Source organism: Stenotrophomonas sp. LARHCG68, assembly GCF_052871705.1.
The window spans coordinates 402,860-429,274 of sequence record NZ_JBIXJV010000002.1 but is presented as its reverse complement, the minus strand read 5'-3'; the positions used below and the strand labels follow the sequence as shown (position 1 = coordinate 429,274).

Here is a 26,415-nt window from a genome sequence, read left to right as displayed (position 1 = left end):
GGGACGGGGGCCTTCGGCAGGCCGGCCGTATGCGTGCTTCGCGCTGAAGACCGCGCCTAGCGCAGCCGGTGGTCCCTGATCCAGGGGGCCAGCAGCCGCAGCCGGGTGGGCTGCCAGGACAGGGTGAACGCGGTCACCAGTGCCGCCCCGGCCAACGCCATCACCCATACCAGCACCGCCATCGAGGCGTGGTCCACGGCCAGGCACAGCAGCAACGCCATGACGATGCCCAGCGTACTCAGCCCCCGCAGCACGCGCAGGCCGCCCCTCGACGGGGCGCGCGCCCACACCTGCCGGGCGTGGACGTCCATCGACAGGGCCAGCCATCCCATGCCGGCCAGCGCACTCAGCAGTGCCGTGGCAAGCAGCAGGTTGTCGAGCAACGACTCAGGCATGCACGGCCTCCTCGCGCGGTGCGTGCGCCGCCGTCACCCGCATCCGCTGGCCCACCTTGCGGGCCGCCATCACCGCGATCACGGCGGTGGCCAGCAATGACAGGTCCACGCCGGCCACCGGCCAATACCCTTGGGCCAGGGTACGCAGCAGGTGATCCCCCGTGGTCATCCCGTTCAACAGCACCGCGGCAAGCGCGAACAGGGCGATCGCCCAGCACTGTTCCCGCCACGCCGGATTGACCAGGCCGCGTGCCACCGGCGCACTGCGCCAACCGGCATGCACCAGCGCCAGTGCCCAGGTGCCCCAGAACGCGTAGCGCTCCCAGTCACCGCGCGCCGGCAGCGCCTCCGGCAACAGCCGGTTGGCGATCAGGATGCCGAGTGTCGCCAGGACCATGCCGGTCACCGTGGTGACCGCCAGCGCATCGACGATGCGCGCGCCCTGGCGGCCCTGCTGCGCGTGTTGTCGCTTGCGCTTCTCGACGAAGAAGATGAAACCGGTGGCGATGCAGGTGGCACCGGCCAGGCCTCCCAGCACGTACAACCAGCGCAGCAGCCAATGGCGGAAGTGCTGCAGGTGCAGGCCGGTGAGGAATTCGTTCATGCGTGCCACCGGGGTGGCCGGCGGGTCTTCGCGGATCAGCTCGCCGGTGGCGGCCTTGAAGTGGATGCCGTCGCCGACCAGTGCGATGCGGTCGGTACCGGCGCGGTAAACGCTGACGTAGCCGTTGGCATCGCCCACGTGCTGCAGCACCAGGAAGCCGACGTCGCCGGCCTTGTCATGGGCCTGCCAGCGCCGCTGCGCCTGGGCCACCATCGCATCCACCGAGGCCAGCCCGGCGGCGACGCCGGCACGCGTATGCGGCAGGCCGGTTTCCCGCGCCTCCACCTGCTCGTGCAGGTCATGCAGGCCATGCAGCTGGGTGTGGCCGACCGGGAAGTAATAGGTGCCGGCGAAGATCAGCAGGCCGGTCAGCGCGAAGAAGAAATGGAACGGCAAGGCCACCACGCCGGTGAGGTTGTGCAGGTCCAGCACGCTGCGCAGGCGCGCCTTGCCCGGACGGAAGGTGAAGAACTCGCGGAAGAGCTTGCGGTGCATGACCACGCCGCTGACCAGCGCGGCCAGCATCACCAGCGCCGAGAAGCCGACGATCCACACGCCCAGGTTCTTCCAGTCCAGGGTCAGGCCGTAATGCAGCGGGAAGAAGAAGCCGCTGCCGATCTTGAGCTGGTCGTCCGGCAAGGCCTTGCCATTGCGCGGATCGATGGTGGCGTATGCCCAGATCTGCTCGTCCGGGTTCTTCGCGTTGGGCACGTCGTAGCCGGCGTACAGCGCAAGCACCGGGTCGCGATGGGTGGTGTAGGCACTCCAACTGCCGACCTGGTCGAAGCGTTGCGGCATGTCACCGTTGACCATCGGCCGCATCGCGGCGATGGCTTCTGCGGTGGGCTGCATGCGCTCGAAGGCCGGCCGCAGCACGGCGTCGAACGACGGCATCGGCTGCGGCTCGATGCGCGTGGCCGGGATCGACCAGCGGTCGATCTCGCGGTCGAACACCGACAGCGCACCGAAGAAGAAGGCGGCCATCAGCACGAAGCCGAGCACCAGCCCGAACCAGGTGTGCAGCCATGCCATGGCCTGACGGAAGCTGTTGAACATGGATGCCTCCGGCTCAGACCAGTCGGGATTGCAGGAGTGATGCGGCCGCGGCCATCAGCGCACCGCCGCCGACCAGCACCATCCACAGCCGCGCCACGTGGTGGGTGGCGATGGCCCACAGGAATGCGCCCAGGTAGGCCAGCAGGCCGACCAGCGCGCCGAGGAACTCGGCGTCATGGAACGCCAGCTTCACCGCGAACAGCGCGCTGGTGGTCAATGCCACCGTGCCCCACGCGAACACATAGCCGCCGAGGATGGCGGCAAGGATGCGCGGGAGGACCTGCAGGCGCCGGGACGCGGCAGGCGGTGCGGAAGCGGTGGATACCTGTGGCATGGCGATGGCTGGTCTCAGGTGGATGGGAAGTGGCGTGGTGCGGCGAATCGCCCCTCTCCCGCGCGGGGAGGGGCTGGGGTCAGAACCGGTAGTTGAAGCTCAACGTGTAGTTGCTCGGTGCGCCGTAGTAGCCCACCTGGTACAGGCTGTTGATGTACTTGCGGTCGGTGAGGTTGTTGACGTTGGCGCGGACGGTGGCGTTGGGCAGCACGTCCCAGCCGATGAAGGCGTTGAGCAGGGCATAGCTGCCCTGGGCGATGGTGGTGCCGGTGTAGGTGTCCCGGGTGGAGATCGCGCTCTGCCAGCGCCCGCCGATGCCATAGGACAACGCCTCGTAGCCGGGAAGGCGCGAACTGAACACCAGGTTGGCGGTGCGGCGCGGCACCCAGGTGTAGGTATCACCGCCGTCCTGGTTGTTCATCGACAGGTGGGTGAAGCCGAACACCAGGCTGGCGTGCTCGCCGAGCTTGCCGGTGGCCTCGAATTCGACGCCCTTGGATTCCACGTCCACGCCGTAGTACCAGTACATCGCGGTATCCAGGTCATAGCCGCCGGAAGTCGCCAGGCCCTGCTGCTTGGCCTTGAACAGCGCCAGCGTGGTCAGCAGGCGGCGGTCCAGCCACTCGGCCTTGACGCCCACCTCGTAGTTCACGCCCTTGGTCGGGTCCAGGTAGACGCGGTTGCGGTCGTACTGGTCCTGCGGCTGGTAGATGTCCGAGTAGCTCACGTAGCCCAGCACGCGGTCGTTGAAGTCCCAGGTCAAGCCGGCGTAGGGGCTGATGTTGCTTTCGGTCTGGTCGAAGGTGTTGCCGTTGTTGCCATCGCGGTGGTACTGCGCCCAGTTGAAGCCGACCACGGCCTTGAGGCGGTCGGTCAGGGCCAGGCGGGTGGCGCCATAACCACGCTTCAGGCGCTGGTTGGTCCAGTTGGAGCGGGTGCGCGGGCCCCATTCCGGCTCGGCGATGGCGTTGCCGGCATACGGGAACGCCGGCAGCGCGCCGAACGCCGGGTCGTTGGGATCGACCGGGTGGTCCCAGGTGGTGGCGCTGCTCTTGGCCACGCTGACGCCGAGCATGGCCTCCTGCTCACGGCCGAACAGTTGGAAGCGACCGTTGAGGGTGACATCGCCCAGGTGCGAGTCCATGTCGTCGATGCCCTTGTAGGCCCAGCCGACCAGGCCGGTGTGGGTCTGCGGGTCCAGGCCGGTGGTGCTGAAGGCGAAGAACAACTGGTCATCGTTGCCGATCTGGCGATAGTTGTAGGACGCCTTCACCTCCCAGTTCTCGCCCAGGTGGTGGGTGTACTCGGCGAAGGCGGTCCGGGTCCGGGTGTTCCAGTAGGTCCAGTCCTGGGTGGTGGACGCGCTGCGTCCCCAGCTCGGCTGGCTGCCATCGGTGTTGGCGAAGCTCAACGCACCCCACATGTTCTGGTCGCTGTTGGCCTTCTGCCACGAATAGCCCAGCGTCAGCGTGCCGTTCTCGCCGATCTGGCCATCGACCACGCCATACAGGAAGTTGCGGTCGTTGGTGAAGCCGCGCAGGTACGAGTCGCCGTCCTCGTGCGCGGCCACCACGCGCGCGGCCCAACGGCCGTCGGCGGTGATCGGGGTGGAGTAGTCCACCTCCACGCGGCGCTTGCCCCACGAGCCCACGCTCACGCCCACTTCGCCCCTGGCTTCGTTGGTGGGGCGCTTGCGCACGTAGTTGATCGTGCCCGAGGCGTTGCCCACGCCGGTCAACAGGCCATTGGCACCGCGGATGACCTCCAGCTTCTCGTAGCCGAAGGCATCCATCGCGCCGGTGACGATGCCCCAGTCATTGGGTAGGCCGACGCCGTCGATCTGGGTGTTCTTGATCTCGAAACCGCGGGCCAGGTAGTTGGTGCGGTTGGTTTCCCATTCCTCCACCTGGATGCCGGTGGCCAGGCGCAGCGCATCGTTGATGCTGTTGGCGCCGAACTGGGCCATCTGCGCGCGGTCCACCGTGCTGATCGACTGCGGGGTGTCCTTGATGTCCAGGTCCAGGTTGGTCGCCCCGTTGCTGACCCGGTTGGCGCGCTGGGAGACCACCCGCACCGCGTCCAGGGTGGTGGCGCTGGCATCGGTGACGGTGCCTTCGGCGGCCATTGCCATCCCCGGGCTGGCCGCCAGGGCCAGGCTGATCGCCCACGGCAGGTGGCCGGAAAGGGAACGGCGGCAACGGGGAGGCAAGCCGGCGCCAGGGGCCGGACGACGGTGGGAGCGACTGGGGGACATGGAAGGCCTGGGGGTTGGAAGGCGGGAAATCGCGTGACGGAGACGGGCGCATGCCACATCCGTTGTGGGCATCTGCCGATGGACAGGCAGGTAATGGCGATTGAGAAATTAAATGCGAATGATTTGCATTTTGCAATATGCGGCCCAGTCAGGTTCTGCCGGAGAGGTGGCCGGTCGCGCTTTGCCGTGCAAACGGACGGTGTGCGCCATTGCCGTATGGACGCGCGGCTTCCCTGCCGCCTTGTATGCTCGCGCTGGCCCATTGCCTGGAGGCGCCATGTCCGACGTGTTCGAGTCTGCGGTTCCCGCCGGGGGGGCTTCCGGTGCCCGGCGCCTGGGATGGTGGGTGCTCTGGCTGCTGCTGGCCGCGATCAGCCTGCATTTCCTGTTCAAGGTGCTCGGCCAGTACGGACAGTTGGATCCGGAGCACTACACGATGTACTGGTCACGCCGCGGCTGGCTGTGGCTGCACATCAGCGGCGGCGTGCTTGGCATCGTGCTGGGGCCGGTGCAGTTCCTGAGCCGTTGGCCGCGTGCCCGGCCACGCCTGCACCGCTGGTCCGGCCGCTTCTACTTCGGCGGGATGCTGCTGGCCTGCGCGGCGGCGGTGGGCCTGATCGCCACCTCGCCGGCGCCGCTGGCGATCACCCTGGCCTTCGCGGCCACCGCGCTGGCGTGGTTGGTGACCGCGCTGGTGGCGATGCTGGGCATCCGGCGCGGCGACGTTGCCCGCCATCGCCGCTGGATGACGCGCGCCTACCTGGTGACGCTGGCACCGGTGAGCTTCCGCCTGTTGTTGCCGGCATGGATCGCGCTGGGCAACGCACCGTCCCCGGACGTGATCGCGGTCCTGCTGTGGGTGAGCTGGGTGTTGCCGGTGTCACTGCACGTGGTCTGGGTGAACTGGCCCAGGCGCTCGCCGGTCATGGCGGCCGGTTGAGGTCGACGGCCGGTCGGTGGCGCGCTTCAGCCGTGGCGGTGTTGCCACACCAGGCCGGTGACCACGCCGGCCAGGCCGATGCCTGTCCCAAGCACGGCCGGGAGCACGCCTCCCGCGCCGCTGAAGTAGATCAGCAGCCCCAGCGCGGCACCGCTGAAGGTGGGCAGCCAGAACCGCCATGCCATCAGGAAATCGGCGATGTCCAGCACGTCCAGCAGATCGGAAAGCGACATGTGAGCTCCTGATGGGGTCCAACGCGGAGGGAGGCGGCATCACCGCAGGACACGCGCGCTAGTGGTCCCCAAGGCCGGCGATGGCCTGGCCGAAGCTCAGTTCATTGCCACTGGGGTCGGCGATGCGGAAATCGCGCATGCCATAGGGGCGGTCACCGATCGGCACGACCATCGTCACGCCGGCTGCCTGCAGCGTGGCGTGGTACGCGTCGATGTCGGTCACGGCCAGATAGACGTGCGCCGAGCCCGCAGGCTTTGCCTCCGCGCGCTGCGTGAGCGTGATCTCGACCGCATCCCGGCACACGGCGGCGATCTCGGCGGGCTCGCCCCAGGACCAGGCAAGATCGAAACCCAGCGTGGTCCGGTAGAAGTCCAGCGACCGCGCGAGGTCATGCACGGAGAGGATCGGCGAAACGGATTCGAACATCATGTGGACGGTCCTTTTCGTGGGCGGGTGGGCCTGTGTTGCGGCATCGCCATGCGCTCAGTCGCCGGCCAGCTCGCGCAGCTCGGCCACGCGCGCGATGTTGAGCTGCATCGGGCAGAACGCGTACATCGGCGAGCCCACGTAGGCACCGGCGAGGTCGCAATGCGTGTTGCGGTAGACCAGCCAGGACTTCTGCGCCTGCTCCAGCCGGTCCGCGTCCTGGGGCGACTGCGTCGAAAGACGGTCGTGGATGCGCTTGTACAGGGCATTCATCTCCGCCTTCACGTGCTCGGAGGTGGTCGACGAACAGGCATCCACCACGCCGTTGTTGAGGGTGCCGGCCCGGTCCACGCAGTCGGAGTACATGCGGTCGTAATCGGCGTGTTCCGGCGCGGCCATGGCCGTGGCACAGGGAAGCAGCAGAAGCAGGAGTCGGCAGGGCAGGCGCATTGGACGTCCGGATGTCGGGGAGAAGCAGCCATGCAATCGCGGGCGGGTCGGTGGCGCAGCCACCGCGCCCGCGCACGGGCATTGCGCCGAAGCTTATCGGCTTTTGCGCCGCCGCAGCGCGGCGAGCGCGTCCCAGGGCAGGCTGCCGTCATCGGCCTCGACGGCCGTGGTGGTCCCGGCGTGCAGGATGAGATCGGCGGCGATGCCGCGCGGGCTCAGCACTGGAAGCCGAGCACGACGTCCGTCCCGTCGCCGCTGGAGCGGTCCAGGTCACTGCGGCGTTGCAGCGGCTCGGTGCAGCCGCGCGGCGTGATGTAGTCCGAGGCCATGCCCACCAGCGCCGCCGCGTCCAGCGGCTTCCCGTCCTTGGCGCGGACATGGATGTAGTACGGCTGCTGGAACATCACGATGTAGGTATCAAGCACGTAGTGGCGGCCGTCGTGCTCCAGTTCGGCGTGGTTCTCGCTGACGGGGGCCCAGGTGCGGTCGATCAGCGTGCTGCGCGCGGCCAGGCAGGGGGTCGACAGCAGGGCGGCGGCGACAAGCATGGCGGTGGTGAATCCTTTCATGGGGTGTCCTGTGCGGTTGTGGGTATTACGCCAGCGGGCGCGGTTTCCGGGCGAGCGGGCAATGCCTGCATATCGGCCGCGCGGCGCGTTCCTGCAGTCAATCGCCGGCGCGCCGGGGCGTGTCGAAACCGCCGTGTGCCTTGCAGGATCGATGTGGCCGGCGCGTCCAGGCACGATCCGCTCGACGCAGGGCCGTTCAACGATGGCTGCGTGAGAGCACCATCGAATAGGCGAAGCGTCCCGGTGGGTGCAGGCTGATGGTGATCAGCAGCAGGCGGCCCTGGGTGTCGCGGTAACGGCGTTGCACGCGCAGCGCCGGTTCGTGTTTCCTGATATCCAGCAGCTTGGCGTCACCGGCGTCGAAGGCGGTGGCGTCGAACACCTGTTCCACCCGCGACAGCCGCCCCGGCTCCAGGAACCGGGCCAGCGTGCGCGCGGTGCTGGCGATGTCCAGGAAGCGCTCGGTGGGCACGCCGGTGCGGATCGGGATCAGCACCTCGATGACCGCGCCGGGCACGTGGGTGTGCTCTTCCAGGCGCAGGCAGTGCAGGCGCAGGTAGTCCTTGCCTTCGGCGATGTCCAGGTACTGCGCCATGGCCTGGTCGGCGATCAGGCGTTCGGCTTCGAGCACCTTCAGGCGGGCGGTGTTGCCGTACTGCATCAGCAGGTCGACGGTGTCGATCTGCTGCTCATAGCGCATGGCTGCGTTCTGCGCGATCACGCGGGTGCCCGCGCCCGGACGGCGCTGCACCAGCCCGGCGCTGATCAGCTGGGCCAACGCCGCGCGTGCGGTATGGCGGCTGACGTTGAAACGCTCGCACAGCTCCAGTTCGGTCGGCAGCAGGGTGCCCACCGGGTGGTCACCTTTCTCGATCGCCGCCTGCAGCAGGTCGCCGAGTTCGGCGTAGCGGGGCTTGCTGCGTCTGGTACCAGTCATCTGTACGGATCCTTGTTCAACGTCATTGCGAAGGCTCCTGCCCGCAACGTCCAGGCCCCTGCGATGTCCCATGACGGCCCGGAAGGCCAGGGCAGCGGCGTGCGTGGGATGGCCGGGGTTGGCCGGCGCTGCTGTCCGCATCCAACCACGCCGTGATCGCCGTTGCCGGAAGCCGCATCGCGTTGGGTGGGGACGGCAATGATGCCGTGGCCGGGCGTGGGTTGGCGAGCACCGGCATGACCTCACGTTGCCTGCCTGCAGGCCCGTGCCTGCGCTTGCGCTGCCCGCTTGTCCCAATGACGTGACGCTTGTGCGACGTCCACCGCTGTCAGCCAGTGGATTGGACCACCGGTGGAATGATCACCGGCAGCGCGTGCGGCACGAAACGGAATGTTGCGCGCGGCCGGCACCTGCCATACCCGTGCACGCGAGGTGACACCTGTGGCGACGGTGCCGGCGTGCGGTGACGGGACACACGCAATGGCTGGCGGGCGGCCTTCAGGCGCTGGCGGGCATGCGTGGGCCGCGCAGGATACCCGAAGCCCGGCGCGGTGCGCTTGCCCTCGGCTGGCCGGAAGCAGCCCGGCAGCCCGCTACCATGTGTGACGCGCCGCGGTGGTGGCGCCTTCCCCGAGTCCGTGCTGCAGGGTGGCTGAAATGACGTTGCTTGAAGGTGTCCGTGTCCTTGACCTGTCGCGCATCCTGGCCGGCCCGTGGTGCACGCAGGTGCTGGCCGATTTCGGCGCCGACGTGATCAAGGTCGAACGCCCCGGCGTGGGCGACGACACCCGCGGTTGGGGGCCGCCCTACCTGAAGGATGGCCAGGGCAACGACACCGCCGAGTCGGCGTATTACCTGTGCGCCAACCGTGGCAAGCGCTCGCTGGCCATCGACTTCACCACCACCGAAGGGCAGGCGCTGGTCCATGCACTGGTCGGGCGCTGCGACGTGCTGGTGGAAAACTACAAGGTCGGTGGCCTGGCGAAGTACGGGCTGGACGCTGCCAGCCTGCTGGCGATCAACCCGAAGCTGGTGTACTGCTCGATCACCGGCTATGGCCAGGACGGTCCGTACGCGCAGCGCGCCGGCTATGACGCCGCCATCCAGGCCATCGGCGGGCTGATGAGCGTCACCGGCGAGCCGGATGGCGCGCCCGGCGCCGGCCCGCAGAAGGTGGGCGTCGCGGCCACCGACCTGATGACCGGCATGTATGCGGCCACCGCCATCCTGGCCGCGTTGCGCCATGCCGAGCGCACCGGCCGGGGCCAGCAGATCGACCTGGCATTGCTGGATACACAGGTGGCCTGGCTGGCCAACCAGGCTTCGAATTACCTGGTGGGTGGTCTGGTGCCGGACCGGCAGGGCACCGCGCATCCCAACATCGTGCCGTACCAGGTGATGCCGGCCGCGGACGGGTACTTCATGCTCGCCGTCGGCAACGACGCGCAGTTCGCGCGGTTCTGCGAGGTGATCGGTGAGGCGCAACTGGCCGTTGATCCGCGCTATGCCACCAACCGTGCCCGTGTCGCCCACCGTGCCGAGCTGGTGCCCCACCTGCAGCAGCGGCTGCGGACGCGGCCGGCCGCCGCGTGGCTGGCCGCGCTGGAGGCCGCCGTGGTGCCGGCCAATCCGGTCAACCGCATCGACCAGGTGTTCGACGACCCGCAGGTGCAGGCCCGCGGCCTGCGCATCGATGTGCCGCATGCCACGGGCGGCACGGTGGCGATGGTACGCAACCCGCTGAAGTTCTCGGCCACGCCGTTGCAGTACACGCAGGCCGCGCCACTGCTGGGGCAGCACACCACGCAGGTGCTGGGAGAGGTGCTGGCCATGGGTGAAGCGCAGCTGCAGCGGCTGCGCGGGCAGGGCGTGATCGGCGGGTAGTCTGTGGGTTGAAGCTATCCCTCCCCAACCCTCCCCTTGGCTAAGCCAAAGGGAGGGAGCGGAAACGGGTTTTGCTGCGAACGATCCGCTCGCGCAGAAGACCCCCTCCCTTGCGCCGCAGGCACAGGGCAGGGATTGGGCGCGTTTACGCGCCGCCCGGGAAGCCGTGCTGGCGCCACGCCTCGAACACCACCACGGCGACCGAGTTGGACAGGTTCAGGCTGCGGTTGTTCGGTTGCATCGGCAGGCGCAGGCGGCGGCCGTCGGGCAGGGCATCGAGTACTTCCTGCGGCAGGCCACGGGTTTCCGGACCGAACAGGAAGGCATCACCGTCGGCGAAGGACACGCTGTCGTAGCGCACGCTGGCGCGGGTGCTCATGGCGAACAGGCGTTTGGGCGCGATGCGCGCCAACGCGGTGTCCAGGTCCGGGTGGACCTGCATCTGCGCGTACTCGTGGTAATCCAGGCCGGCGCGCTTGAGCTGCTTGTCACTGAGGTCGAAGCCCAACGGCTCGATCAGGTGCAGCCGCGCGCCGGTATTGGCGCATAGCCGGATCACGTTGCCCGTGTTGGGCGGGATCTCGGGCTGGTACAGCAGGACATCGAAAACGGGTGCGGAAGTCATCGGCGAAGTTTACGCCGCGGTGCCTCCCGCAGGGCGTGGGCTTACTTGGCGATCACGCTCTGCACGACCACGCCTTCGACCGCGCCGGCAGCCATTTCCACGGCCTTGGCCTGCACCTGCTCCAGGTCCGGGCGGACGTTGACGGCCGGCAGCGAGACGATCCACTGGCCAACGTTGGCACCGATGGCCACCGGGGTGTTGGCGGCCAGGCGCGAGGCGGCCTGTTCTGCCATCAGCTCGACGATCTGGCCGACGGTCGGGCGCACCTGCACGGCGGCCAGGGTCGGGATGCTGCTGTTGGCTTCATGGGTGGCCTGGGCGATCTGGTCGGCCGACGGGCGGACCTGCACGGTCTCCAGGGTGGTGATGTCCGAAGCGTGCACCGCGGAGGCAAACCCGGTGCCGGCAACGAGGGCGATGGCGAAGGCGAGGGACTTGGCGTTCATGGCGATACCTGTGTGGTGTGTGTGAACAGCGGTGTGGTAGTAAAGTAGTACACCAAATATCGGGATGCAAGAACTTTTTCAACTTCCCGAGGTTTATTCAGCATCCAGTCATGTTGCTTTGGGGTTGATCTGGACGCACTCAGGAGTACGCAGGACGCGTGCCAACTGCATCTTGTTGAATTGAAAGGATGTTTCTGATTCTGAAAGTGTCCGCTGTCCGGACACTGGGTGTGCGCAGGGGTTGTCCGCGGACACCGGCCGCCGTTGACGGGCGGCCATGACGCTTGGCGTATGCGGTGGAAGGCGCAGGACGGTTAGGATCGGCGCTCACTTCATGCCCAAGGAAAGTGGAATGAACGCTGCACCCCGTACCGCCCTGTTGACCCTCGCGCTGAGTGCTGCCCTCGGAGGATTCGTCGGCACGCCGTTGCCGGCGCAGGCCAAGACCAAATCGGTGACCGCCGCAGCCACCGTCGACATCCCCTACGACGAGTTCACCCTGCCCAACGGGCTGCGCGTGCTGGTGCACACCGATCGCAAGGCGCCGATCGTGGCGGTCAACCTCTGGTACCACGTGGGCAGCAAGGACGAGCCGGCTGGCCGCAGCGGCTTCGCCCACCTGTTCGAGCACCTGATGTTCAACGGCAGCGAAAACGCGCCGGGCGAATACTTCACGCCGTTCGAGGCGGCCGGTGCCACCGACATGAACGGCACCACCAACACCGACCGTACCAACTACTTCGAGAACATCCCGACCACCGCGCTGGACATGGCGTTGTGGATGGAGTCCGACCGCATGGGCCACCTGCTCGGCGCCATCGACCAGAAGACCCTGGACGAACAGCGCGGCGTGGTCCAGAACGAAAAGCGCCAGGGCGAGAACCAGCCCTATGGCCAGCTGCGCGAAGTCGTCTCGCGCACGATGTTCCCGGTGGGCCACCCGTACCACCACACCACCATTGGTTCGATGAACGACCTCAACGCGGCTTCGCTGGAAGACGTGAAGACGTGGTTCCGCACCTGGTACGGCCCGAACAACACGGTGCTGGTGCTGGCCGGCGACATCGACGTGGCCACCGCCCGGGAAAAGGTCGCCCGCTACTTCGGCGACATCCCGGCCACCCCGACCATGTCCCAGCCCAAGGTGGACGTGGCGGTGCTCGCGCAGAACGGCCGCACCGAGCTGGAGGACAAGGTCCCGCAGGTGCTGGTGCAGCGCATGTGGAACGTGCCGCAGGTCGGCGACAAGGACGCCGACCTGCTCGACCTGACCTCGCAGGTGCTTGGCGGCAGCGCCAGCTCGCGCCTGGACGAGCGCCTGGTCCACCGCGACAAGCTGGTGGACAGCGTCAGCACCAGCAACTACGGCTCGCAGCTGGCCGGCAACTTCTCGATCCGCGCGCTGGTCAAGCAGGGCGTGGACCCGGCCAGGGTCGAGGCGGTGATCGACGAGGAGCTGCAGCGCCTGATCAAGGACGGCCCGACCGCCGAGGAACTGGCCCGCGCCCAGACCGATTACCGTGCGGGCTTCATCCGCGGCATCGAGCGCATCGGTGGCTTCGGCGGCAAGGCCGACGCGCTGGCTTCCTGCGCCACCTTCACCGGCAACCCGGCCTGCTTCCGCGAGTCGCTGGCCACCGTGGCCAGCGCCACGCCGGCGACGGTGCGTGCGGCCACCGCCAAGTGGCTGGGCAACCCGAGCCACACCTTCGTGGTCAAGCCGGGCGAGCGCAAGCCGCTGGTCGAGGAGGCCTCGGCCAAGCCGGCGCCGTTCCAGTTGCCGGCGGTGGATGCCAGGTACACCACCACCGCCAGCAACGTCGACCGCAAGGCCGGCGTGCCGGGCGTGGACAGCTTCCCGCAGCTGGTCTTCCCGGCGCTGCAGCACGCCACCCTGAAGAACGGCAGCAAGGTGATCCTGGCCGAGCGCCATGACACCCCGGTGGTGAACATCAGCTACGAGTTCGCCGGTGGCTACTCCAGTGACCACGGCGGCAAGCTGGGCACGGCCAACTTCGCCAGCCAGATGCTCGACGAGGGCTCGGGTGAACTGAACTCGCTGGCGTTCAAGGCCCGTGCCGAGGACCTGGGCGCGCAGCTCAGTGCCGGTGCCGCGCTGGACGGTTCCAACGCCTACCTGTCGGCGCTGACCGAGAACCTGGACGCGTCGGTGCAGCTGTTCGCCAACATGCTGCGCACGCCGCGCTTCGACCAGGCCGAGATCGACCGCGTCAAGGGCCAGTGGCTGTCCGGGATTGCCCAGGAGAAGGCGCGTCCGCAGACCGCCGCGCTGCGCGTGCTGCCGCCGCTGCTGTACGGCGCCGACCATCCGTACGGCATGCCGTTCACCGGCAGCGGCACCGAAGCCTCGGTCGCGGCGATCAGCCGCCAGGACCTGCTCAACTACCAGAAGCAGTGGCTGCGCCCGGAGCAGGCCACGGTGATCGTGGTCGGCGACACCACGCTGGCGGAGATCGTGCCGGTGCTGGACAAGCACTTCGGCGACTGGAAGGGCGAGGGTGCCGCACCGGCGAAGGTGGACGTGGCCCAGGTGGCACGCCCGACCGCGCCGCGCGTGTTCCTGATCGACCAGCCCGGCGCGGTGCAGGCCAACATCTATGCCGGCGAGCTGATGCCCTCCACCCGTGACCCGGGTGCGGTGCAGCTGGAGATGTCCAACGAAGTGCTGGGCGGCTCGTTCACCTCGCGCCTGAACATGAACCTGCGCGAAGACAAGCACTGGTCCTACGGGGCCCGCACAGTGATCACTTCGGCGCAGGGCCAGCGCCCGTTCCTGGGCATTGCCCCGGTGCAGATCGACAAGACCGCCGAATCGGCCGCCGAGATGCTGCGCGAGATCGCCGAGTACGGCACCGGCAAGGTGCCGGCCACCCAGGCCGAAGTGACCAAGGTGGTCGACAACGACCTGCGCAGCCAGCCCGGTGCCTATGAAACCGCGCAGGCGGTGATGGGCACCATTGGTGGCATCGTCCGCTACGGGCGCCCGGACAACTGGGTGCAGGTGCGCAACGAGCAGGTGGCCAACTTCACCCCGGCGCAGGCCAGGGACGCGGCCAAGGCAATCGACCCGAACGCCCTGACCTGGGTGATCGTCGGCGACCTGTCCAAGATCGAGGCCCCGGTTCGTGCGCTCAAGCTGGGCGAGGTGACCGTGATCGATGCCGACGGCAAGCCGGTGGCCAAGGCCAAGTAAGCCGCAGCGCCCGCTCCCGCGTGCGGGAGCGGGCAGGCAAGGAGAAACAGGCCCCTCTCCCGCCCGCGGGGGAGGGGGTGGGGTAAGGGCCGCCCCCCGCGTCCGGGATCATGACGCGTTCATCCATTGACGGCACAATCCGTTCTGCACTTCACAAGGAATAGTCCATGCGCGTCCTGCTTCTGTCCGTCCTCATCGCCAGCACCGCCGCCTGCACCTGGGTGCCGATCGAGTCCAGCGGCAAGGCCACGCGCGTGCTGCCGGCCGGCCCGGTGGCGCCGGGCTGCATCAACAAGGGCGAGATCGTGGTCTCGGTCAAGAACAAGGTGGGCTTCTACAACCGCAACCCGCTGCGCGTGCAGGAAGAGCTGGAAACCCTGGCCCGCAACGAGGCCCCCAGCGCCGGCGCCAACGCGGTGCAGGCCACCAGCCAGCCGGCCGATGGCAGCCAGCGCTTCGCCGCCTACCAGTGCCCGCCGCGCTGAGCAGGGGGTAGCCGCGGCCCTGGCGACTCCATACGCCGGGGCCGGAATTTGTAAAGATGCGGTAAAAAGGCGCAGACGCTAGAATAGCGCCCCCTTCGCCTGAGTCTTGGCGCTTTCCGATGCCTTTCCAGAATGTCTCGATCGCGGGACTGGCGCATATTGATGCGCCGCATACGCTGACCTCCAAGGAAATCAACGAGCGTCTCCAGCCCACGCTGGAGCGCCTGGGGATTCGTGCCGACGTGCTTGGCGACATCGCGGGCATCCACGCACGGCGCCTGTGGGACCAGGGTACGCAGGCTTCGGACGCGGCCACCATGGCCGGCCAGAAGGCACTGGAAGACGCCGGCATCACCGCCGACAAGGTGGGCCTGCTGGTCAATACCTCGGTCAGCCGTGACTACCTGGAGCCGTCCACCGCCTCGATCGTGTCCGGCAACCTGGGCATCGGCGAGGACTGCGTCACCTTCGACATCGCCAACGCCTGCCTGGCCTTCATCAACGGCATGGACGTGGCCGCGCGCATGCTTGAGCGCGGTGACATCGACTACGCGTTGATCGTCGACGGCGAGACCTCCAACCTGGTCTACGAGAAGACGCTCGAGCGCATGATGTCCCCGGACATCACCGCCCAGCAGCTGCGCGACGAAGTGGCCGCGCTGACCACCGGTTCCGGTGCCGCCGCCATGGTGCTGGCACGCTCGGAGCTGGTGCCGGACGCACCGCGCTACAAGGGCGGGGTGACCCGCGCGGCCAACCAGTGGAACAAGCTGTGCGTGGGCAACCTGGACCGCATGGTCACCGATACCCGCCTGCTGCTGATCGAAGGCATCAAGCTGGCCACCAAGACCTTCGAGGCCACCCGCATCGCGCTGGGCTGGGCCGTGGAGGAGATCGACCAGTTCGTCATCCACCAGGTCAGCCAGCCGCATACCAACGCCTTCATCAAGGCCTTCGGCATCGACCCGAAGAAGGTGATGACCATCTTCGGCGAGCACGGCAACATCGGCCCGGCCTCGGTGCCGATCGTGCTGAGCAAGCTGCGCCAGCTCGGCAAGCTCAAGAAGGGCGACCGCGTCGCGCTGATGGGCATTGGCTCGGGCCTGAACTGCACGATGGCCGAGGTGGTCTGGTAACGCGCTTTTCCCTTCTCCCGGAGGGGAGAAGGGCTTTGATCACGGGGCCGGTTCTGCCGGCCTTTTTCGCAGGTGTGACCCGATGAGCACGTTCCCCGGCTACCCCAGCAGTACCCACCGTTTCGAAGTACGCCCCGGCTTGTCGATGAACTACATCGACGAGGGCCCGCGCGATGGCGAGGTGGTGGTGATGCTGCACGGCAACCCGTCGTGGAGCTACCTGTGGCGGCACCTGGTCAACGGGCTGAGCGACAAATACCGCTGCATCGTGCCGGACCACATCGGCATGGGCCTGTCCGACAAGCCGGACGACAGCCGCTACGACTACACCCTGCAGTCGCGCGTGGATGACCTGGATGCGCTGCTGCGCCACCTGGGCATCACCGGCCCGGTGACCCTGGCCGTGCACGACTGGGGCGGCATGATCGGCTTCGGCTGGGCACTGTCGCACCATGCCCAGGTCAAGCGCCTGGTGATCACCAATACCGCGTCGTTCCCGCTGCCGGCGGCCAAGCCGATGCCGTGGCAGATCGCCATGGGCCGGCACTGGAAGCCGGGCGAGTGGTTCATCCGCACCTTCAATGCGTTTTCCTCCGGTGCGTCCTGGCTGGGCGTGAGCCGGCGCATGCCGGCCGACGTGCGGCGTGCCTACGTGGCCCCGTACGACAGCTGGGACAACCGCATCTCCACCATCCGCTTCATGCAGGACATCCCGCTGTCGCCGGCCGACAAGGCCTGGTCGCTGCTGGAGCGTGCCGCCGCGGCGCTGCCGTCCTTCGCCGATCGCCCCGTGTACATCGCCTGGGGCCTGCGTGACATCTGCTTCGACCATCACTTCCTGGCCGGCTTCCGCGCGGCATTGCCGCAGGCCGAGGTGACCGCGTTCGAGGATGCCAACCACTACGTGCTGGAAGACAAGCACGAGGTGATCGTGCCGGCCGTGCGTGCGTTCCTGGAGCGCAACCCGATCGCCTGATGCGCCTGGCGTGGCGGCGTGGCCGCCCGTGTGGGTGCACGCGTCTCCACGCCGCGTTGCTGCAGGGCGCTGAACGATCGGTGGCTTCGCCGCCGGGGCCCCTCCTGCCGGCCGTGTCTGTGCCAAGCTGTCCGCCTACCCGTACATGGAGCGATGGATGGATTTCGACAGTCTGGACCGTGAGTTGCGCGACAGCGTGCAGGACCGGGTGCTCAGCCCGCAGGAAAAGGTCGAGCTGCGCGAGCTCGGCGAAGAGCTGCCACCGGACCGCGTGCGTTTCCTGCGCAACCGGGCCTTCGACATCGCCCGTGAACAGATCGCAGCCAATCCGGCCGACGCGCTGCCGCTGCTCAAGTGGGTCGAGCAGATCGTGCGCACCCTGGATGCCACCGCTGATGTCCCGGAGACCCTGAGCAGCGTCTACTTCTCGCCGGGGGATGCCTGCATGCAGCGCCTGCGCGGGCTGTGTACCAGTGCAAAGAAGAGTCTGGACATCTGCGTGTTCACCATTTCCGACGACCGCCTGACCAGCGTCATCCTCGATGCGCACAAGCGCGGCGTGCAGGTGCGCATCGTCAGCGACAACGACAAGCTCTACGACGATGGCAGTGACATCCGTCGCCTGCACGAGGCCGGCATCGCGGTGCACGTGGACCACACCCAGTACCACATGCACCACAAGTTCGCGCTGTTCGACGGCAAGCTGCTGGCCAACGGCAGCTTCAACTGGACGCGCACCGCCACCTCGTACAACGACGAGAACCTGGTGGTCACCAACGACCGCAACCTGGTGCGCAGCTTCGCGCAGGAGTTCGAGGACCTGTGGGGGCGTTACACCGCGCTGTGAAGCACCCTGCAGCGGGCTGCCGGCTCGGCAGCCCCGGGTAAGCGCGGCGGCGGGAGCTCAGGCGGCGACCGGCGTGTTCGGTGGCGAGGAGGGGCTGTTGCCGTTGTCGTCGGGATGGTCGTCGTCATTGTCGGCGTCATCGCGCCAGCGCCAGTCCGCCAGGGTCAGCGGCGCCATGCCATGCGCGATGCGCGCGCGGTCGCACTGCGAGCTGGCCTTGCCGTACTCCCACGAGGCATCCACCTCGCGGCACACGCTGGGCCGGTTGGGATGGATGGTGCAGCGCGAGTACACGCCGATCTCCGAATCCAGCGCCACGCAGCGGATCGGGTCCGAGTACGTGCCCTGCATGCACAGGCGATGCGGGTCCAGGCGCTGGGTCAGCTGGTGCGGCACGCCGCCTTCGGTGACTTCATCCGATTCCATCCAATGGAAGGCGACACGGTACTGGGTGCAGCAGGCACCACACGTCAGGCAGGGATGGGGCATGGGAAGCCGGCCTTCGGGCGGCAGCGGGGCGATGGGGAAGGCACGGAATTTTCCACGCTGCCGGGCCGCGCGCAAGAATTTTCTTCAGCGGCGACAATAGGAAGATGAACAAACACTGCAATATCGCCGCGCGCCTGCCTGAACTGGCGCGTGAACGCCCCGACCAGATCGCCATCCGTTGTCCGGGCCGACCCGGTCCCGGGGGCATGGCTGCCTACGACGTGACCCTGGATTACCGCCGCCTGGATGCGCGCAGCGATGCGATCGGTGCCGGGCTGGCCGCGTATGGCATCGGTCGCGGCGTGCGCACGGTGGTGATGGTGCGCCCGGGGCCGGCGTTCTTCCTGCTGATGTTCGCCCTGTTCAAGATCGGCGCGGTGCCGGTGCTGGTCGACCCGGGCATCGACAGGCGTGCGTTGCGCCAATGCCTGGACGAAGCCCAGGCGCAGGCCTTCATCGGTATCCCGCTGGCGCACCTGGCGCGCCTGCTGCTGGGCTGGTCGAAGTCCGCCACGCGATTGGTCACAGTGGGCCGGCGCTGGGGCTGGGGGGGCACCACGCTGGCTGCGCTGGAGGCGGCCGGCAGTGGCAAGGGCAGCCAGCTGGTTGATACCGCGCCCGATGACGTGGCCGCGATCCTGTTCACCAGTGGTTCGACCGGCGTGCCCAAGGGCGTGGTGTACCGCCATCGCCATTTCGTCGGCCAGGTGGAGCTGCTGGGCAATGCCTTCGGCATGCAACCCGGTGGCGTGGACCTGCCGACCTTCCCGCCGTTCGCGTTGTTCGACCCGGCGCTGGGCCTGACCTCGGTGATCCCGGACATGGACCCGACCCGGCCTGGCAGCGCCGACCCGCGCAAGCTGCATGACGCGATCAATCGCTTCGGCGTGACCCAGCTGTTCGGCTCACCGGCGTTGATGCGGGTGCTGGCCGAACACGGCCAGCCGCTGCCGACGATCACCCGCGCCACCTCGGCCGGCGCGCCGGTGCCACCGGAGACGGTGGCCAGGATCCGCGCGCTGCTGCCCGAGCATGCGCAGTTCTGGACGCCGTACGGGGCCACCGAATGCCTGCCGGTGGCGGTGATCGAGGGCCGCGAGCTGCAGGACACCCGCAGCGCCACCGAGGCCGGTGCCGGTACCTGCGTGGGCCGTGTGGTGCCGCCCAACCAGGTGCGCATCATCGCCATCACCGACGTGCCGATCGCGGAGTGGAGCGGGGTGCGCGAGTTGCCGGTTGGCGAAGTAGGCGAGATCACCGTGGTTGGCCCGACCACCACCGACAGTTACTTCAATCGTCCGCAGGCCACGGCCGCGGCGAAGATCCGCGAGGTGCTCGGCGATGGCGGTGAGCGCATCGTGCATCGCATGGGCGACGTGGGATGGTTCGACGCGCAGGGCCGCCTGTGGTTCTGCGGGCGCAAGACCCAGCGCGTGGAAACCGCGCAGGGCCCGCTGTACACCGAGCAGGTCGAGCCGGTGTTCAATACCGTCGCCGGCGTGCGCCGCACTGCGCTGGTTGGTGTCGGCGCGCCGGGCAGCCAGGTCCCGGTGCTGTGCTACGAAGTGCTGCCGGGCACCGATGCCGTGGGGGTGGAGGCGCAGCTGCGCGCGCTGGCCGTGGCGCAGCCGACGCTGGCCGGGATTGCCACGTTCCTGCGCCATCCGGGTTTTCCGGTGGATATCCGTCATAACGCCAAGATCGGGCGCGAGAAGCTGGCGGTGTGGGCGACGGAGAAGCTGGGGGTTTAGGGCCCAAAGCACGACCCCTCCCCGGCCCTCCCCTTGGCTGCGCCAAAGGGAGGGGGCAGAAGCGTGGCTTTCGCGATGACCTGACCGACCTGCATGAACCACCCCCTCCCTTTGGCGCAGCCAAGGGGAGGGCCGGGGAGGGGTCGCTTCTGCTTCTGTTTCTGCTCTACGCATCCAACGCCCGCAGCACATCCTCAAGCACATCGCTGGTCTGCGTGAGCACCGCATCATTCCAGTAGCGCCGCACGCGGTAGCCCACGGCCTCCAGTACTTCGGTCCGACGTGCGTCGTAACCGCCTTGCTGCAGGTGGTGTCCGCCATCGAGCTCGATGATCAACTGCCGCTCCAGGCAGACGAAATCGACGATGTAACCGGCCAGTGGCGCCTGTCTGCGGAAGCGTGCACCTGCCAGTTGCCGGCGACGCAGGAACTGCCAGAGCGCGCGTTCGGCATCGGTGGGGTGGTTGCGTAGTCGGCGTGCGTGTTCGCGCAGTCGATCCATGGCGCGGTTCCCTTCCCTGGTGTGGAGGCTGACGCTGGCAGCTCCGCATCGGGAGCGGTATCGGGCTTTACCCCTCCCCAACCCTCCCCTTGGCTAGGCCAAAGGGAGGGGGCAAGAGCGTGGCTTTCGCGATGACCTGACCGAACCGCATGACCCCTTCTCCCTTTGGCGCAGCCAAGGGGAGGGCTGGGGAGGGGGAGAACGCGGTTCCGGCCAGATCCCCAAAACCCCAGGCCCTCCGCTGCTGCGATACTTGCAACCCGAACAGCCGGCACAGGGGCCGGCAGCAGAGGCGATCGAACAGATGAAGATTCTTGTCACCGGTGGCGGTGGGTTCCTGGGGCAGGCCTTGTGCCGCGGGCTGGTCGAGCGCGGGCATGAGGTGCTCAGCTTCAATCGCGGCCATTACCCGGCGCTGCAGGCGCTCGGCGTGGGCCAGATCCGGGGTGACCTGGCCGATGCCAATGCGGTGCATCACGCCGCCGCCGGCGTTGACGCGATCTTCCACAACGCCGCCAAGGCCGGTGCCTGGGGCAGTTATGACAGCTATTTCCAGGCCAACGTGGTCGGTACCCGCAACGTGCTGGCCGCGTGCCGCGCGCATGGCATCGGCCGGCTGGTCTACACCTCCACGCCCAGCGTGACCCATCGCGCGACCCATCCGGTGGAAGGCCTCGGTGCGGATGAAGTGCCTTACGGCGAGGACTTCCAGGCACCCTATGCGGCCACCAAGACCCTCGCCGAGCAGGAAGTGCTGGCCGCCAACGGTGCCGAGCTGGCCACCGTGGCATTGCGTCCGCGCCTGATCTGGGGCCCGGGTGACAACCAGTTGGTGCCGCGCCTGGCCGAGCGTGCCCGCGCCGGCCGGTTGCGCTTCGTGGGCGACGGCAGCAACAAGGTCGATACCACGTTCATCGACAACGCCGCGCAGGCGCACTTCGATGCCTTCGATCACCTGGTGGTCGGCGCGGCCTGCGCCGGCAAGGCCTACTTCATCTCCAACGGTGAGCCGCTGGAGATGCGCGTGCTGCTCAACAAGCTGCTGGCCGCGGTCGATGCGCCGCCGGTGACCAAGACCGTTTCGTTCAAGACCGCCTACCGCATCGGCGCGGTGTGCGAGCGGCTGTGGCCGCTGCTGCGGCTGCGCGGCGAGCCGCCGATGACGCGCTTCCTGGCCGAACAGCTGTGCACGCCGCATTGGTATTCGATGGAACCGGCGCGCCGCGATTTCGGCTATGTCCCGCAGGTGAGCATCGCCGAAGGGCTGCGCCGCCTGGCGGCCGGTCGCTGAAGCGCAGGGTCGTCATCCGGCGCTCACGCCCCCATCACCGTCTGACCACCGCGTCTTGTCCAGCATGGACCCTGTTTTCATATACAGGAGGTCGCCATGCTTCATTACGCCGTCGTCTTCTTCGTGATCGCCATCATCGCCGCGTTGCTGGGCTTCAGTGGCATCGCCGGTGCGGCGAGCAACATCGCCTGGATCCTGTTCGTGGTGTTCCTGATCCTTGCGGTGATCTCGCTGTTCCGCAAGAAGGGCTGAACCGCTTGAACCACAACGGCCCGCCCGGGTGTCCCCGGGCGGGCCGTTGCGTTTGCCGCCGGGCGCCGGTCAGGGCGCGAGCGGGCACGCGAAGTAGGTCACCGTCTTGCCATTGTCCAGGCGGGCTTCGCCCACCGGCCTGAAGCCGAGCTGCTGGTGGAAGGCCACGGAAGCGGGATTGGGCGGATCGGCGTTGATCTCGCAGACCAGGCAATCATGGCCATGCAGGCGTGCGTGCGCGGCCAACGCGGCGTACAGCTGCCGTGCCAGCCCCTTGCCGCGCGCCCGCGCGTCGACCACCACGCGGTCGATGTAGACGAAGCGCCGGTAGCGCGCCGACAGCCAGGCGAAGTTGGGGTTGTCGTAGTCGGCGTCCTGGTCCAGCGCGATCAGCAGCGCCTGCGCATCGGCGCAGGTGCGGGCGAAGAACGCCTGCCGCAGCAGCCGTGCGAAGGCCGCCGGCTCCTGCCAGGACAGCTCCTGCGCGTGGGCGTTGTTCAACGCCAGCAGTGCCGGCAGGTCGTCGCCGGTGATCGCGCGGGGCGCGTCACCGGCGGCGGGCGCTGGGTTCATGGCGTGGAGGTGATCGAGCTGGACAGCGCCTTGTCGGCGGCATGGCGCTCCAGCGCCAGCTCGACCAGGCGGGTGATCAGCGCGGTGTAATCCAGGCCGGAGGCGCCCCACAGCTTGGGATACATGCTGATCCGGGTGAAGCCGGGCAGGGTGTTGATCTCGTTGATGACCACCTCGCCGGCCTCGGTGAGGAACACGTCCACGCGCGCCATGCCGGCGCACTCCAGCGCCTGGTAGGCGCGGATGGCGATCTGGCGGATACGCTGCTGGGCGTCGTCGCTGATGTCGGCCGGGATCACCGTTTCGGCGCCGTTGGCGCTGATGTACTTGGTGTCATAGGCGTAGAAGTCGTCGTGCACCACCACTTCGCCGCAGACACTGGCCTCGGGGTGGTCGTTGCCGAGCACCGCGCATTCGATCTCGCGGCCGACGATGGCCGATTCCACCAGCACCTTGTGGTCGAAGGACAGCGCCAGCGCCATGGCGGTGGCGAACTCTCCGGCATTGCGCACCTTGCTCACGCCGACCGACGAGCCCTGGTTGGCGGGCTTGACGAACAGCGGCGTGCCCAGTTGCGCGACCAGCGTGGCGTAGTCGGCGCCGGCGGCGGTGCTGCGGTTGAAGCAGGCAAACGGGGCGACGGCCAGGCCGGCGTCGCGCAGCAGGCGCTTGGTCACGTCCTTGTCCATCGCCGCGGCCGAGCCCAGCACGCCGGAGCCGACGAACGGCAGGTTGGCCATGCGCAGCAGGCCCTGCAGCGAGCCATCCTCGCCCAGGGTGCCGTGCACGATCGGGAACACCACGTCGATCTGCTGCAGCGCCGAGGCCGGGTCGCTGGGCACCAGCTGCGCCTGCTCGCGGCCCGGAAGCACCGCCACGGCATTGCCGGAACGGTTCAGCGCGATCCGCGCCGGGTCGTTGGCGTTGAGCAGGAACTGCTGCGGGTCGCTGACGTGCCAATGGCCCTGCTTGTCGATGCCGATCAGGCTGACATCGAACCGCTCCTTGTCCAGCGCGTCGAGGATGTTCTTCGCCGACTGCAGCGAGACCTCGTGTTCGGCCGAACGACCGCCGAAGATGATGCCTACCCGGGTCTTGCCCATTGCCTGTTGCTCCTGCCGAATGCCTGTGAGGGGTATGCATAGCATGAAGCAGGGAAAGGGGCAGGGGGAACAGGAAATGTTCTTGCGGGGAGCGGGCGAGCAGGGACGGGCAGGGCGGTTTCACGCGCTCCCGCGCCCGTTGCCGTTCCACGGCAAAAAAGCACCGGTGTGTCTGGAAAGGTGACATTCAGCCAAACACCCCCCGCGCCGCCGGCCGCATGCGCCCCCGCGTTCCCGGTCCCCGACCACGGCCATTCCCGGTTGCCTGCTTCGGTAGAATGCCCGGCATGTCTCCATCCCCCTTCAATGTCATCAAGCCGCTGGCCGGGCGAGCGCTGGAAGTGGCGCTCAACCGTGCGCTGGCCCTGGACCCGGATACCCGCAGTGCGCTGGCCACGCTGGACGGGCAACGCATCGCCCTGACCCTGGAATCGCCGGCACTGGCGATGCAGATCGGCGTCAGCGGGCAGCGCCTGACCGTGGGCCCGGTCGATCCCGCGCAGGAGGCCGACCTGGCCGTGCGCAGCACGCTGGGCGGCGTGCTGGCGCAATTGCCGTTCCTGGCCAATGCACGGCGCGGCAACAGCGCGCCGGCCGGGCGGGTGAAGGTGTCCGGTGATGCTGAATTGGCGCGCCGGCTGCAGCAGCTGGCCAGCCGTTTCGATCCGGATTGGCAGCAGCCCTTCGTCAAGGCGTTCGGCGAGGTGCTGGGCGTACAGATCGCGCAGACCCTGCGCGCGGCGCTGGTGCAGGCGCGGCGCAGTGCAAGGGACCTGGCCGAAAGCGCGGCCGAATACGTCACCGAGGAGTCGCGTGACGTGGTGCCGCGCGCCGAGCTGGAGGCCTTCCACGACGACGTGGATGTGATACGCGACGACGTCGAGCGCCTGGGCGTGCGCGTGGCGCGGCTGCGCCAGCGCCTGGGAGGTGCCGCATGAAGGCGACCCGCGCGATGTTCCGCGCCAGCCGCATCGGCCGGGTGATCCTGCGCTACCGCCTGGACGCGCTGCTCGATGGCACCCCGGTGGAGCGCTGGCTGCGCCTGGCCAAGCCGTTCGTGCCGCGCGCCAGTGCCGACATCGCCTCGCTCTCGCGTGGCGCACGGCTGCGCCTGGCGCTGCAGGAGCTGGGGCCGATCTTCGTCAAGTTCGGGCAGATCCTGTCCACCCGCCGCGACCTGGTGCCGCCGGACGTGGCCGCCGAACTGACCCTGCTGCAGGACCGGGTCAAGCCGTTCGACGGGGAACGCGCGTTGCAGCTCGTCGAACAGGCACTGGGCCTGCCGATCACCGAGGCGTTCGCCAGCTTCGATACCACGCCGCTGGCCTCGGCCTCGATCGCGCAGGTGCATGCCGCGACGCTGGACGGTGGCCGCCAGGTGGTGGTCAAGGTGTTGCGCCCGGACATCGAGCAGCAGATCGCCGGTGACATCGCCCTGCTCAAGTCGCTGGCCGCGCTGGTCGAGCGCACCCATCCGCGTGCGGACAAGATCCGCCCGCGCGAAGTGGTGGCCGAGATCGAGACCACCCTGGCCGCCGAGCTGGACCTGCAGCGCGAAGGCGCCAATGCCAGCGTGCTGCGCCGGTTCTGGGAGAACTCCGACGACCTGTACGTGCCGGAGGTGATCTGGTCGCACACCGCCGAACGCGCGCTCACGCTGGAGCGGGTGTGGGGTATTCCGTCCGATGACATTGCCGCGCTGGACGCGGCCGGCATCAACCGCCAGGCGCTGGCGGCCAAGGGCGTGCGCGTGTTCTATACGCAGGTGTTCCGCGACAACTTCTTCCACGCCGATGCGCACGCCGGCAACATCTGGGTCGACATCGACCCGGCGCGCCGCGACAACCCGCGTTTCATTGCGCTGGACTTCGGCATCATGGGCCAGCTTTCGGAGGAGGATCAGTACTACCTCGCCGAGAACTTCATGGCGATCTTCAACCGCGACTACCGGCGCATCGCCGAGCTGCACCTGCAGGCGCAGTGGATGCCGGCCACGGTGCGCATCGACGAGCTGGAAGCAGCCGTGCGCGCGGTGTGCGAGCCGTACTTCACCCGCCCGCTGTCGCAGATCTCGCTGGCCGAGGTGCTGGTCAAGCTGTTCCGCACCGCGCAGCGCTACCAGCTGACCCTGCAGCCGCAGTTGATCCTGCTGCAGAAGACCCTGCTCAACATCGAGGGCGTGGGCCGCCAGCTCGACCCGCAGCTGGATATCTGGGCGGTCGCCAAGCCGGTGCTCGAACGCATCCTGCGCGAGCGCTACAGCCCGCGCCGCGCGCTGAAGGAACTGGCCAAGCGCCTGCCGGAAATCATGACCCAGGCCCCGGACATGCCGGCGCTGCTGCACAGTTGGCTGCGCCAGCAGGTGGAGGGCAAGCACGAGCTGGCGATGCGCTCGCAGGACATCGTCAGCCTCAACGAGACCCTGCGCCGCATGCAGCGACGCGTGGTCACCGCGGTGACCGGCGTCGGCCTGGTGGTGGTGTCGGCGCTGCTGTACGGGCTGCAGACCGGTGGCCCGCTGCTGGCCTCGGTGCCGCTGTGGTCGTGGATCACCGGCGGCGTGGGCGTGCTGGCGCTGGCATCGGCCTGGTTGCGGCGATGAGCGCGGCGATGGAAGCCACCGATGCGGAGGTCGTGTTCGA

The 26,415-nt window shown here is 68.2% G+C and carries 28 protein-coding genes; 12 read left to right on the top strand and 16 right to left on the bottom strand.

Annotated features, from left to right (window positions below; translation table 11 throughout):
• Window positions 1-56: 56 nt before the first annotated feature.
• The 4 genes from ACIPR8_RS09450 to ACIPR8_RS09435 form a co-directional block, all read right to left on the bottom strand.
• On the bottom strand, window positions 57-395 hold the full coding sequence (locus tag ACIPR8_RS09450) for a DUF3325 domain-containing protein (RefSeq protein WP_446540856.1): 339 nt from the start codon (window positions 393-395) through the stop codon (window positions 57-59).
• The gene (locus ACIPR8_RS09445) at window positions 388-2,055 is read right to left on the bottom strand and encodes a PepSY-associated TM helix domain-containing protein (RefSeq protein ID WP_446540855.1); all 1,668 of its coding nucleotides are present in this window, start codon (window positions 2,053-2,055) and stop codon (window positions 388-390) included. Before ACIPR8_RS09445 ends, ACIPR8_RS09450 begins: the two co-directional genes overlap by 8 nt.
• 13 nt (window positions 2,056-2,068) lie before the next feature.
• Window positions 2,069-2,389: an iron uptake protein gene (locus ACIPR8_RS09440; protein ID WP_446540854.1), complete on the bottom strand. Its 321-nt coding sequence runs from the start codon at window positions 2,387-2,389 to the stop codon at window positions 2,069-2,071.
• Window positions 2,390-2,468: 79 nt separating this feature from the next.
• Window positions 2,469-4,598 (bottom strand): TonB-dependent siderophore receptor, encoded by a 2,130-nt coding sequence (locus tag ACIPR8_RS09435; RefSeq protein WP_446540853.1) that lies wholly within the window; start codon window positions 4,596-4,598, stop codon window positions 2,469-2,471.
• Window positions 4,599-4,920: 322 nt separating this feature from the next.
• Here ACIPR8_RS09435 and ACIPR8_RS09430 point away from each other — a divergent pair, with 322 nt between their 5' ends.
• Window positions 4,921-5,583 carry a DUF2306 domain-containing protein gene (locus ACIPR8_RS09430; RefSeq protein WP_446540852.1) on the top strand — a complete coding sequence of 221 codons (663 nt, stop codon included), beginning with the start codon at window positions 4,921-4,923 and terminating at the stop codon, window positions 5,581-5,583.
• A 26-nt stretch (window positions 5,584-5,609) separates the two neighbouring features.
• On the opposite strand, the gene ACIPR8_RS09425 is transcribed toward ACIPR8_RS09430, so the two are convergent.
• The 6 genes from ACIPR8_RS09425 to ACIPR8_RS09400 form a co-directional block, all read right to left on the bottom strand.
• On the bottom strand, window positions 5,610-5,816 hold the full coding sequence (locus ACIPR8_RS09425) for a hypothetical protein (protein WP_446540851.1): 207 nt from the start codon (window positions 5,814-5,816) through the stop codon (window positions 5,610-5,612).
• Window positions 5,817-5,874: 58 nt separating this feature from the next.
• Complete coding sequence (locus ACIPR8_RS09420) at window positions 5,875-6,246, bottom strand: bleomycin resistance protein (RefSeq protein ID WP_446540850.1); 372 nt, start codon at window positions 6,244-6,246, stop codon at window positions 5,875-5,877.
• A 54-nt stretch (window positions 6,247-6,300) separates the two neighbouring features.
• A complete protein-coding gene (locus ACIPR8_RS09415) occupies window positions 6,301-6,642 on the bottom strand; it encodes a lysozyme inhibitor LprI family protein (protein ID WP_446540849.1) in 342 nt (113 codons plus the stop codon).
• 144 nt (window positions 6,643-6,786) lie between these two features.
• On the bottom strand, window positions 6,787-6,915 hold the full coding sequence (locus ACIPR8_RS09410) for a hypothetical protein (RefSeq protein WP_446540848.1): 129 nt from the start codon (window positions 6,913-6,915) through the stop codon (window positions 6,787-6,789).
• Window positions 6,909-7,262, bottom strand: a complete 354-nt coding sequence (locus ACIPR8_RS09405; protein ID WP_446540847.1) for a hypothetical protein — start codon at window positions 7,260-7,262, stop codon at window positions 6,909-6,911. Before ACIPR8_RS09405 ends, ACIPR8_RS09410 begins: the two co-directional genes overlap by 7 nt.
• Before the next feature lie 196 nt (window positions 7,263-7,458).
• Window positions 7,459-8,199 carry a GntR family transcriptional regulator gene (locus ACIPR8_RS09400; RefSeq protein ID WP_446540846.1) on the bottom strand — a complete coding sequence of 247 codons (741 nt, stop codon included), beginning with the start codon at window positions 8,197-8,199 and terminating at the stop codon, window positions 7,459-7,461.
• A gap of 657 nt (window positions 8,200-8,856) precedes the next feature.
• On the opposite strand from ACIPR8_RS09400, the gene ACIPR8_RS09395 reads away from it, so the two are divergent.
• Window positions 8,857-10,083 (top strand): CaiB/BaiF CoA transferase family protein, encoded by a 1,227-nt coding sequence (locus ACIPR8_RS09395; RefSeq protein WP_446540845.1) that lies wholly within the window; start codon window positions 8,857-8,859, stop codon window positions 10,081-10,083.
• Window positions 10,084-10,228: 145 nt separating this feature from the next.
• Here ACIPR8_RS09395 and ACIPR8_RS09390 read toward each other — a convergent pair whose 3' ends face one another.
• The gene (locus tag ACIPR8_RS09390; RefSeq protein WP_323438836.1) at window positions 10,229-10,708 is read right to left on the bottom strand and encodes a tRNA (cytidine(34)-2'-O)-methyltransferase; all 480 of its coding nucleotides are present in this window, start codon (window positions 10,706-10,708) and stop codon (window positions 10,229-10,231) included.
• A 41-nt stretch (window positions 10,709-10,749) separates the two neighbouring features.
• Window positions 10,750-11,154, bottom strand: coding sequence for a hypothetical protein (locus ACIPR8_RS09385; RefSeq protein WP_192286985.1), 405 nt, complete (start codon window positions 11,152-11,154; stop codon window positions 10,750-10,752).
• 352 nt (window positions 11,155-11,506) lie between these two features.
• Here ACIPR8_RS09385 and ACIPR8_RS09380 point away from each other — a divergent pair, with 352 nt between their 5' ends.
• From ACIPR8_RS09380 to ACIPR8_RS09360, 5 genes are all read left to right on the top strand, one after another.
• A complete protein-coding gene (locus tag ACIPR8_RS09380) occupies window positions 11,507-14,368 on the top strand; it encodes a M16 family metallopeptidase (RefSeq protein WP_446540844.1) in 2,862 nt (953 codons plus the stop codon).
• Between the two features lie 167 nt (window positions 14,369-14,535).
• Window positions 14,536-14,853 (top strand): DUF4156 domain-containing protein, encoded by a 318-nt coding sequence (locus tag ACIPR8_RS09375; RefSeq protein WP_132863682.1) that lies wholly within the window; start codon window positions 14,536-14,538, stop codon window positions 14,851-14,853.
• A gap of 119 nt (window positions 14,854-14,972) precedes the next feature.
• Complete coding sequence (locus ACIPR8_RS09370) at window positions 14,973-15,989, top strand: 3-oxoacyl-ACP synthase III (protein ID WP_132863681.1); 1,017 nt, start codon at window positions 14,973-14,975, stop codon at window positions 15,987-15,989.
• Between the two features lie 82 nt (window positions 15,990-16,071).
• On the top strand, window positions 16,072-16,965 hold the full coding sequence (locus tag ACIPR8_RS09365) for an alpha/beta fold hydrolase (protein WP_446540843.1): 894 nt from the start codon (window positions 16,072-16,074) through the stop codon (window positions 16,963-16,965).
• A gap of 157 nt (window positions 16,966-17,122) precedes the next feature.
• Complete coding sequence (locus tag ACIPR8_RS09360; RefSeq protein ID WP_132863678.1) at window positions 17,123-17,812, top strand: phospholipase D-like domain-containing protein; 690 nt, start codon at window positions 17,123-17,125, stop codon at window positions 17,810-17,812.
• 57 nt (window positions 17,813-17,869) lie between these two features.
• Here the strand turns inward: ACIPR8_RS09360 and ACIPR8_RS09355 are convergent, their stop codons facing one another.
• A complete protein-coding gene (locus ACIPR8_RS09355) occupies window positions 17,870-18,301 on the bottom strand; it encodes a YkgJ family cysteine cluster protein (RefSeq protein WP_132863676.1) in 432 nt (143 codons plus the stop codon).
• A 104-nt stretch (window positions 18,302-18,405) separates the two neighbouring features.
• Between ACIPR8_RS09355 and oleC the strand changes: the two genes are divergently transcribed.
• Window positions 18,406-20,052, top strand: a complete 1,647-nt coding sequence (gene oleC, locus ACIPR8_RS09350; RefSeq protein ID WP_446540842.1) for an olefin beta-lactone synthetase — start codon at window positions 18,406-18,408, stop codon at window positions 20,050-20,052.
• A 166-nt stretch (window positions 20,053-20,218) separates the two neighbouring features.
• On the opposite strand, the gene ACIPR8_RS09345 is transcribed toward oleC, so the two are convergent.
• Window positions 20,219-20,554 (bottom strand): endonuclease domain-containing protein, encoded by a 336-nt coding sequence (locus tag ACIPR8_RS09345; protein ID WP_446540841.1) that lies wholly within the window; start codon window positions 20,552-20,554, stop codon window positions 20,219-20,221.
• Between the two features lie 304 nt (window positions 20,555-20,858).
• Here ACIPR8_RS09345 and oleD point away from each other — a divergent pair, with 304 nt between their 5' ends.
• Window positions 20,859-21,845: a 2-alkyl-3-oxoalkanoate reductase gene (gene oleD, locus ACIPR8_RS09340; protein WP_192286980.1), complete on the top strand. Its 987-nt coding sequence runs from the start codon at window positions 20,859-20,861 to the stop codon at window positions 21,843-21,845.
• A gap of 96 nt (window positions 21,846-21,941) precedes the next feature.
• Window positions 21,942-22,097 (top strand): DUF1328 domain-containing protein, encoded by a 156-nt coding sequence (locus ACIPR8_RS09335; protein WP_104940304.1) that lies wholly within the window; start codon window positions 21,942-21,944, stop codon window positions 22,095-22,097.
• A 69-nt stretch (window positions 22,098-22,166) separates the two neighbouring features.
• Here ACIPR8_RS09335 and ACIPR8_RS09330 read toward each other — a convergent pair whose 3' ends face one another.
• Window positions 22,167-22,670, bottom strand: a complete 504-nt coding sequence (locus tag ACIPR8_RS09330; protein WP_192286979.1) for a GNAT family N-acetyltransferase — start codon at window positions 22,668-22,670, stop codon at window positions 22,167-22,169.
• Window positions 22,667-23,773: a D-alanine--D-alanine ligase gene (gene ddlA / locus ACIPR8_RS09325; RefSeq protein WP_132863671.1), complete on the bottom strand. Its 1,107-nt coding sequence runs from the start codon at window positions 23,771-23,773 to the stop codon at window positions 22,667-22,669. The genes ACIPR8_RS09330 and ddlA overlap by 4 nt, the downstream gene beginning before the upstream one ends.
• Before the next feature lie 287 nt (window positions 23,774-24,060).
• On the opposite strand from ddlA, the gene ACIPR8_RS09320 reads away from it, so the two are divergent.
• Window positions 24,061-24,711, top strand: a complete 651-nt coding sequence (locus ACIPR8_RS09320; RefSeq protein ID WP_425603639.1) for a ubiquinone biosynthesis accessory factor UbiJ — start codon at window positions 24,061-24,063, stop codon at window positions 24,709-24,711.
• Complete coding sequence (ubiB, locus tag ACIPR8_RS09315) at window positions 24,708-26,375, top strand: ubiquinone biosynthesis regulatory protein kinase UbiB (protein WP_446540840.1); 1,668 nt, start codon at window positions 24,708-24,710, stop codon at window positions 26,373-26,375. The genes ACIPR8_RS09320 and ubiB overlap by 4 nt, the downstream gene beginning before the upstream one ends.
• Window positions 26,376-26,415: the final 40 nt, after the last annotated feature.

Coding starts and splice junctions, on each gene's coding strand:
- ACIPR8_RS09450 (WP_446540856.1), bottom strand. CDS start 395: ATGCCTGAGTCGTTGCTCGACAACCTGCTGCTTGCCACGGCACTGCTG.
- ACIPR8_RS09445 (WP_446540855.1), bottom strand. CDS start 2,055: ATGTTCAACAGCTTCCGTCAGGCCATGGCATGGCTGCACACCTGGTTC.
- ACIPR8_RS09440 (WP_446540854.1), bottom strand. CDS start 2,389: ATGCCACAGGTATCCACCGCTTCCGCACCGCCTGCCGCGTCCCGGCGC.
- ACIPR8_RS09430 (WP_446540852.1), top strand. CDS start 4,921: ATGTCCGACGTGTTCGAGTCTGCGGTTCCCGCCGGGGGGGCTTCCGGT.
- ACIPR8_RS09425 (WP_446540851.1), bottom strand. CDS start 5,816: ATGTCGCTTTCCGATCTGCTGGACGTGCTGGACATCGCCGATTTCCTG.
- ACIPR8_RS09420 (WP_446540850.1), bottom strand. CDS start 6,246: ATGATGTTCGAATCCGTTTCGCCGATCCTCTCCGTGCATGACCTCGCG.
- ACIPR8_RS09415 (WP_446540849.1), bottom strand. CDS start 6,642: ATGGCCGCGCCGGAACACGCCGATTACGACCGCATGTACTCCGACTGC.
- ACIPR8_RS09405 (WP_446540847.1), bottom strand. CDS start 7,262: ATGAAAGGATTCACCACCGCCATGCTTGTCGCCGCCGCCCTGCTGTCG.
- ACIPR8_RS09400 (WP_446540846.1), bottom strand. CDS start 8,199: ATGACTGGTACCAGACGCAGCAAGCCCCGCTACGCCGAACTCGGCGAC.
- ACIPR8_RS09395 (WP_446540845.1), top strand. CDS start 8,857: ATGACGTTGCTTGAAGGTGTCCGTGTCCTTGACCTGTCGCGCATCCTG.
- ACIPR8_RS09390 (WP_323438836.1), bottom strand. CDS start 10,708: ATGACTTCCGCACCCGTTTTCGATGTCCTGCTGTACCAGCCCGAGATC.
- ACIPR8_RS09385 (WP_192286985.1), bottom strand. CDS start 11,154: ATGAACGCCAAGTCCCTCGCCTTCGCCATCGCCCTCGTTGCCGGCACC.
- ACIPR8_RS09380 (WP_446540844.1), top strand. CDS start 11,507: ATGAACGCTGCACCCCGTACCGCCCTGTTGACCCTCGCGCTGAGTGCT.
- ACIPR8_RS09375 (WP_132863682.1), top strand. CDS start 14,536: ATGCGCGTCCTGCTTCTGTCCGTCCTCATCGCCAGCACCGCCGCCTGC.
- ACIPR8_RS09370 (WP_132863681.1), top strand. CDS start 14,973: ATGCCTTTCCAGAATGTCTCGATCGCGGGACTGGCGCATATTGATGCG.
- ACIPR8_RS09365 (WP_446540843.1), top strand. CDS start 16,072: ATGAGCACGTTCCCCGGCTACCCCAGCAGTACCCACCGTTTCGAAGTA.
- ACIPR8_RS09360 (WP_132863678.1), top strand. CDS start 17,123: ATGGATTTCGACAGTCTGGACCGTGAGTTGCGCGACAGCGTGCAGGAC.
- ACIPR8_RS09355 (WP_132863676.1), bottom strand. CDS start 18,301: ATGCCCCATCCCTGCCTGACGTGTGGTGCCTGCTGCACCCAGTACCGT.
- oleC (WP_446540842.1), top strand. CDS start 18,406: ATGAACAAACACTGCAATATCGCCGCGCGCCTGCCTGAACTGGCGCGT.
- ACIPR8_RS09345 (WP_446540841.1), bottom strand. CDS start 20,554: ATGGATCGACTGCGCGAACACGCACGCCGACTACGCAACCACCCCACC.
- oleD (WP_192286980.1), top strand. CDS start 20,859: ATGAAGATTCTTGTCACCGGTGGCGGTGGGTTCCTGGGGCAGGCCTTG.
- ACIPR8_RS09335 (WP_104940304.1), top strand. CDS start 21,942: ATGCTTCATTACGCCGTCGTCTTCTTCGTGATCGCCATCATCGCCGCG.
- ACIPR8_RS09330 (WP_192286979.1), bottom strand. CDS start 22,670: ATGAACCCAGCGCCCGCCGCCGGTGACGCGCCCCGCGCGATCACCGGC.
- ddlA (WP_132863671.1), bottom strand. CDS start 23,773: ATGGGCAAGACCCGGGTAGGCATCATCTTCGGCGGTCGTTCGGCCGAA.
- ACIPR8_RS09320 (WP_425603639.1), top strand. CDS start 24,061: ATGTCTCCATCCCCCTTCAATGTCATCAAGCCGCTGGCCGGGCGAGCG.
- ubiB (WP_446540840.1), top strand. CDS start 24,708: ATGAAGGCGACCCGCGCGATGTTCCGCGCCAGCCGCATCGGCCGGGTG.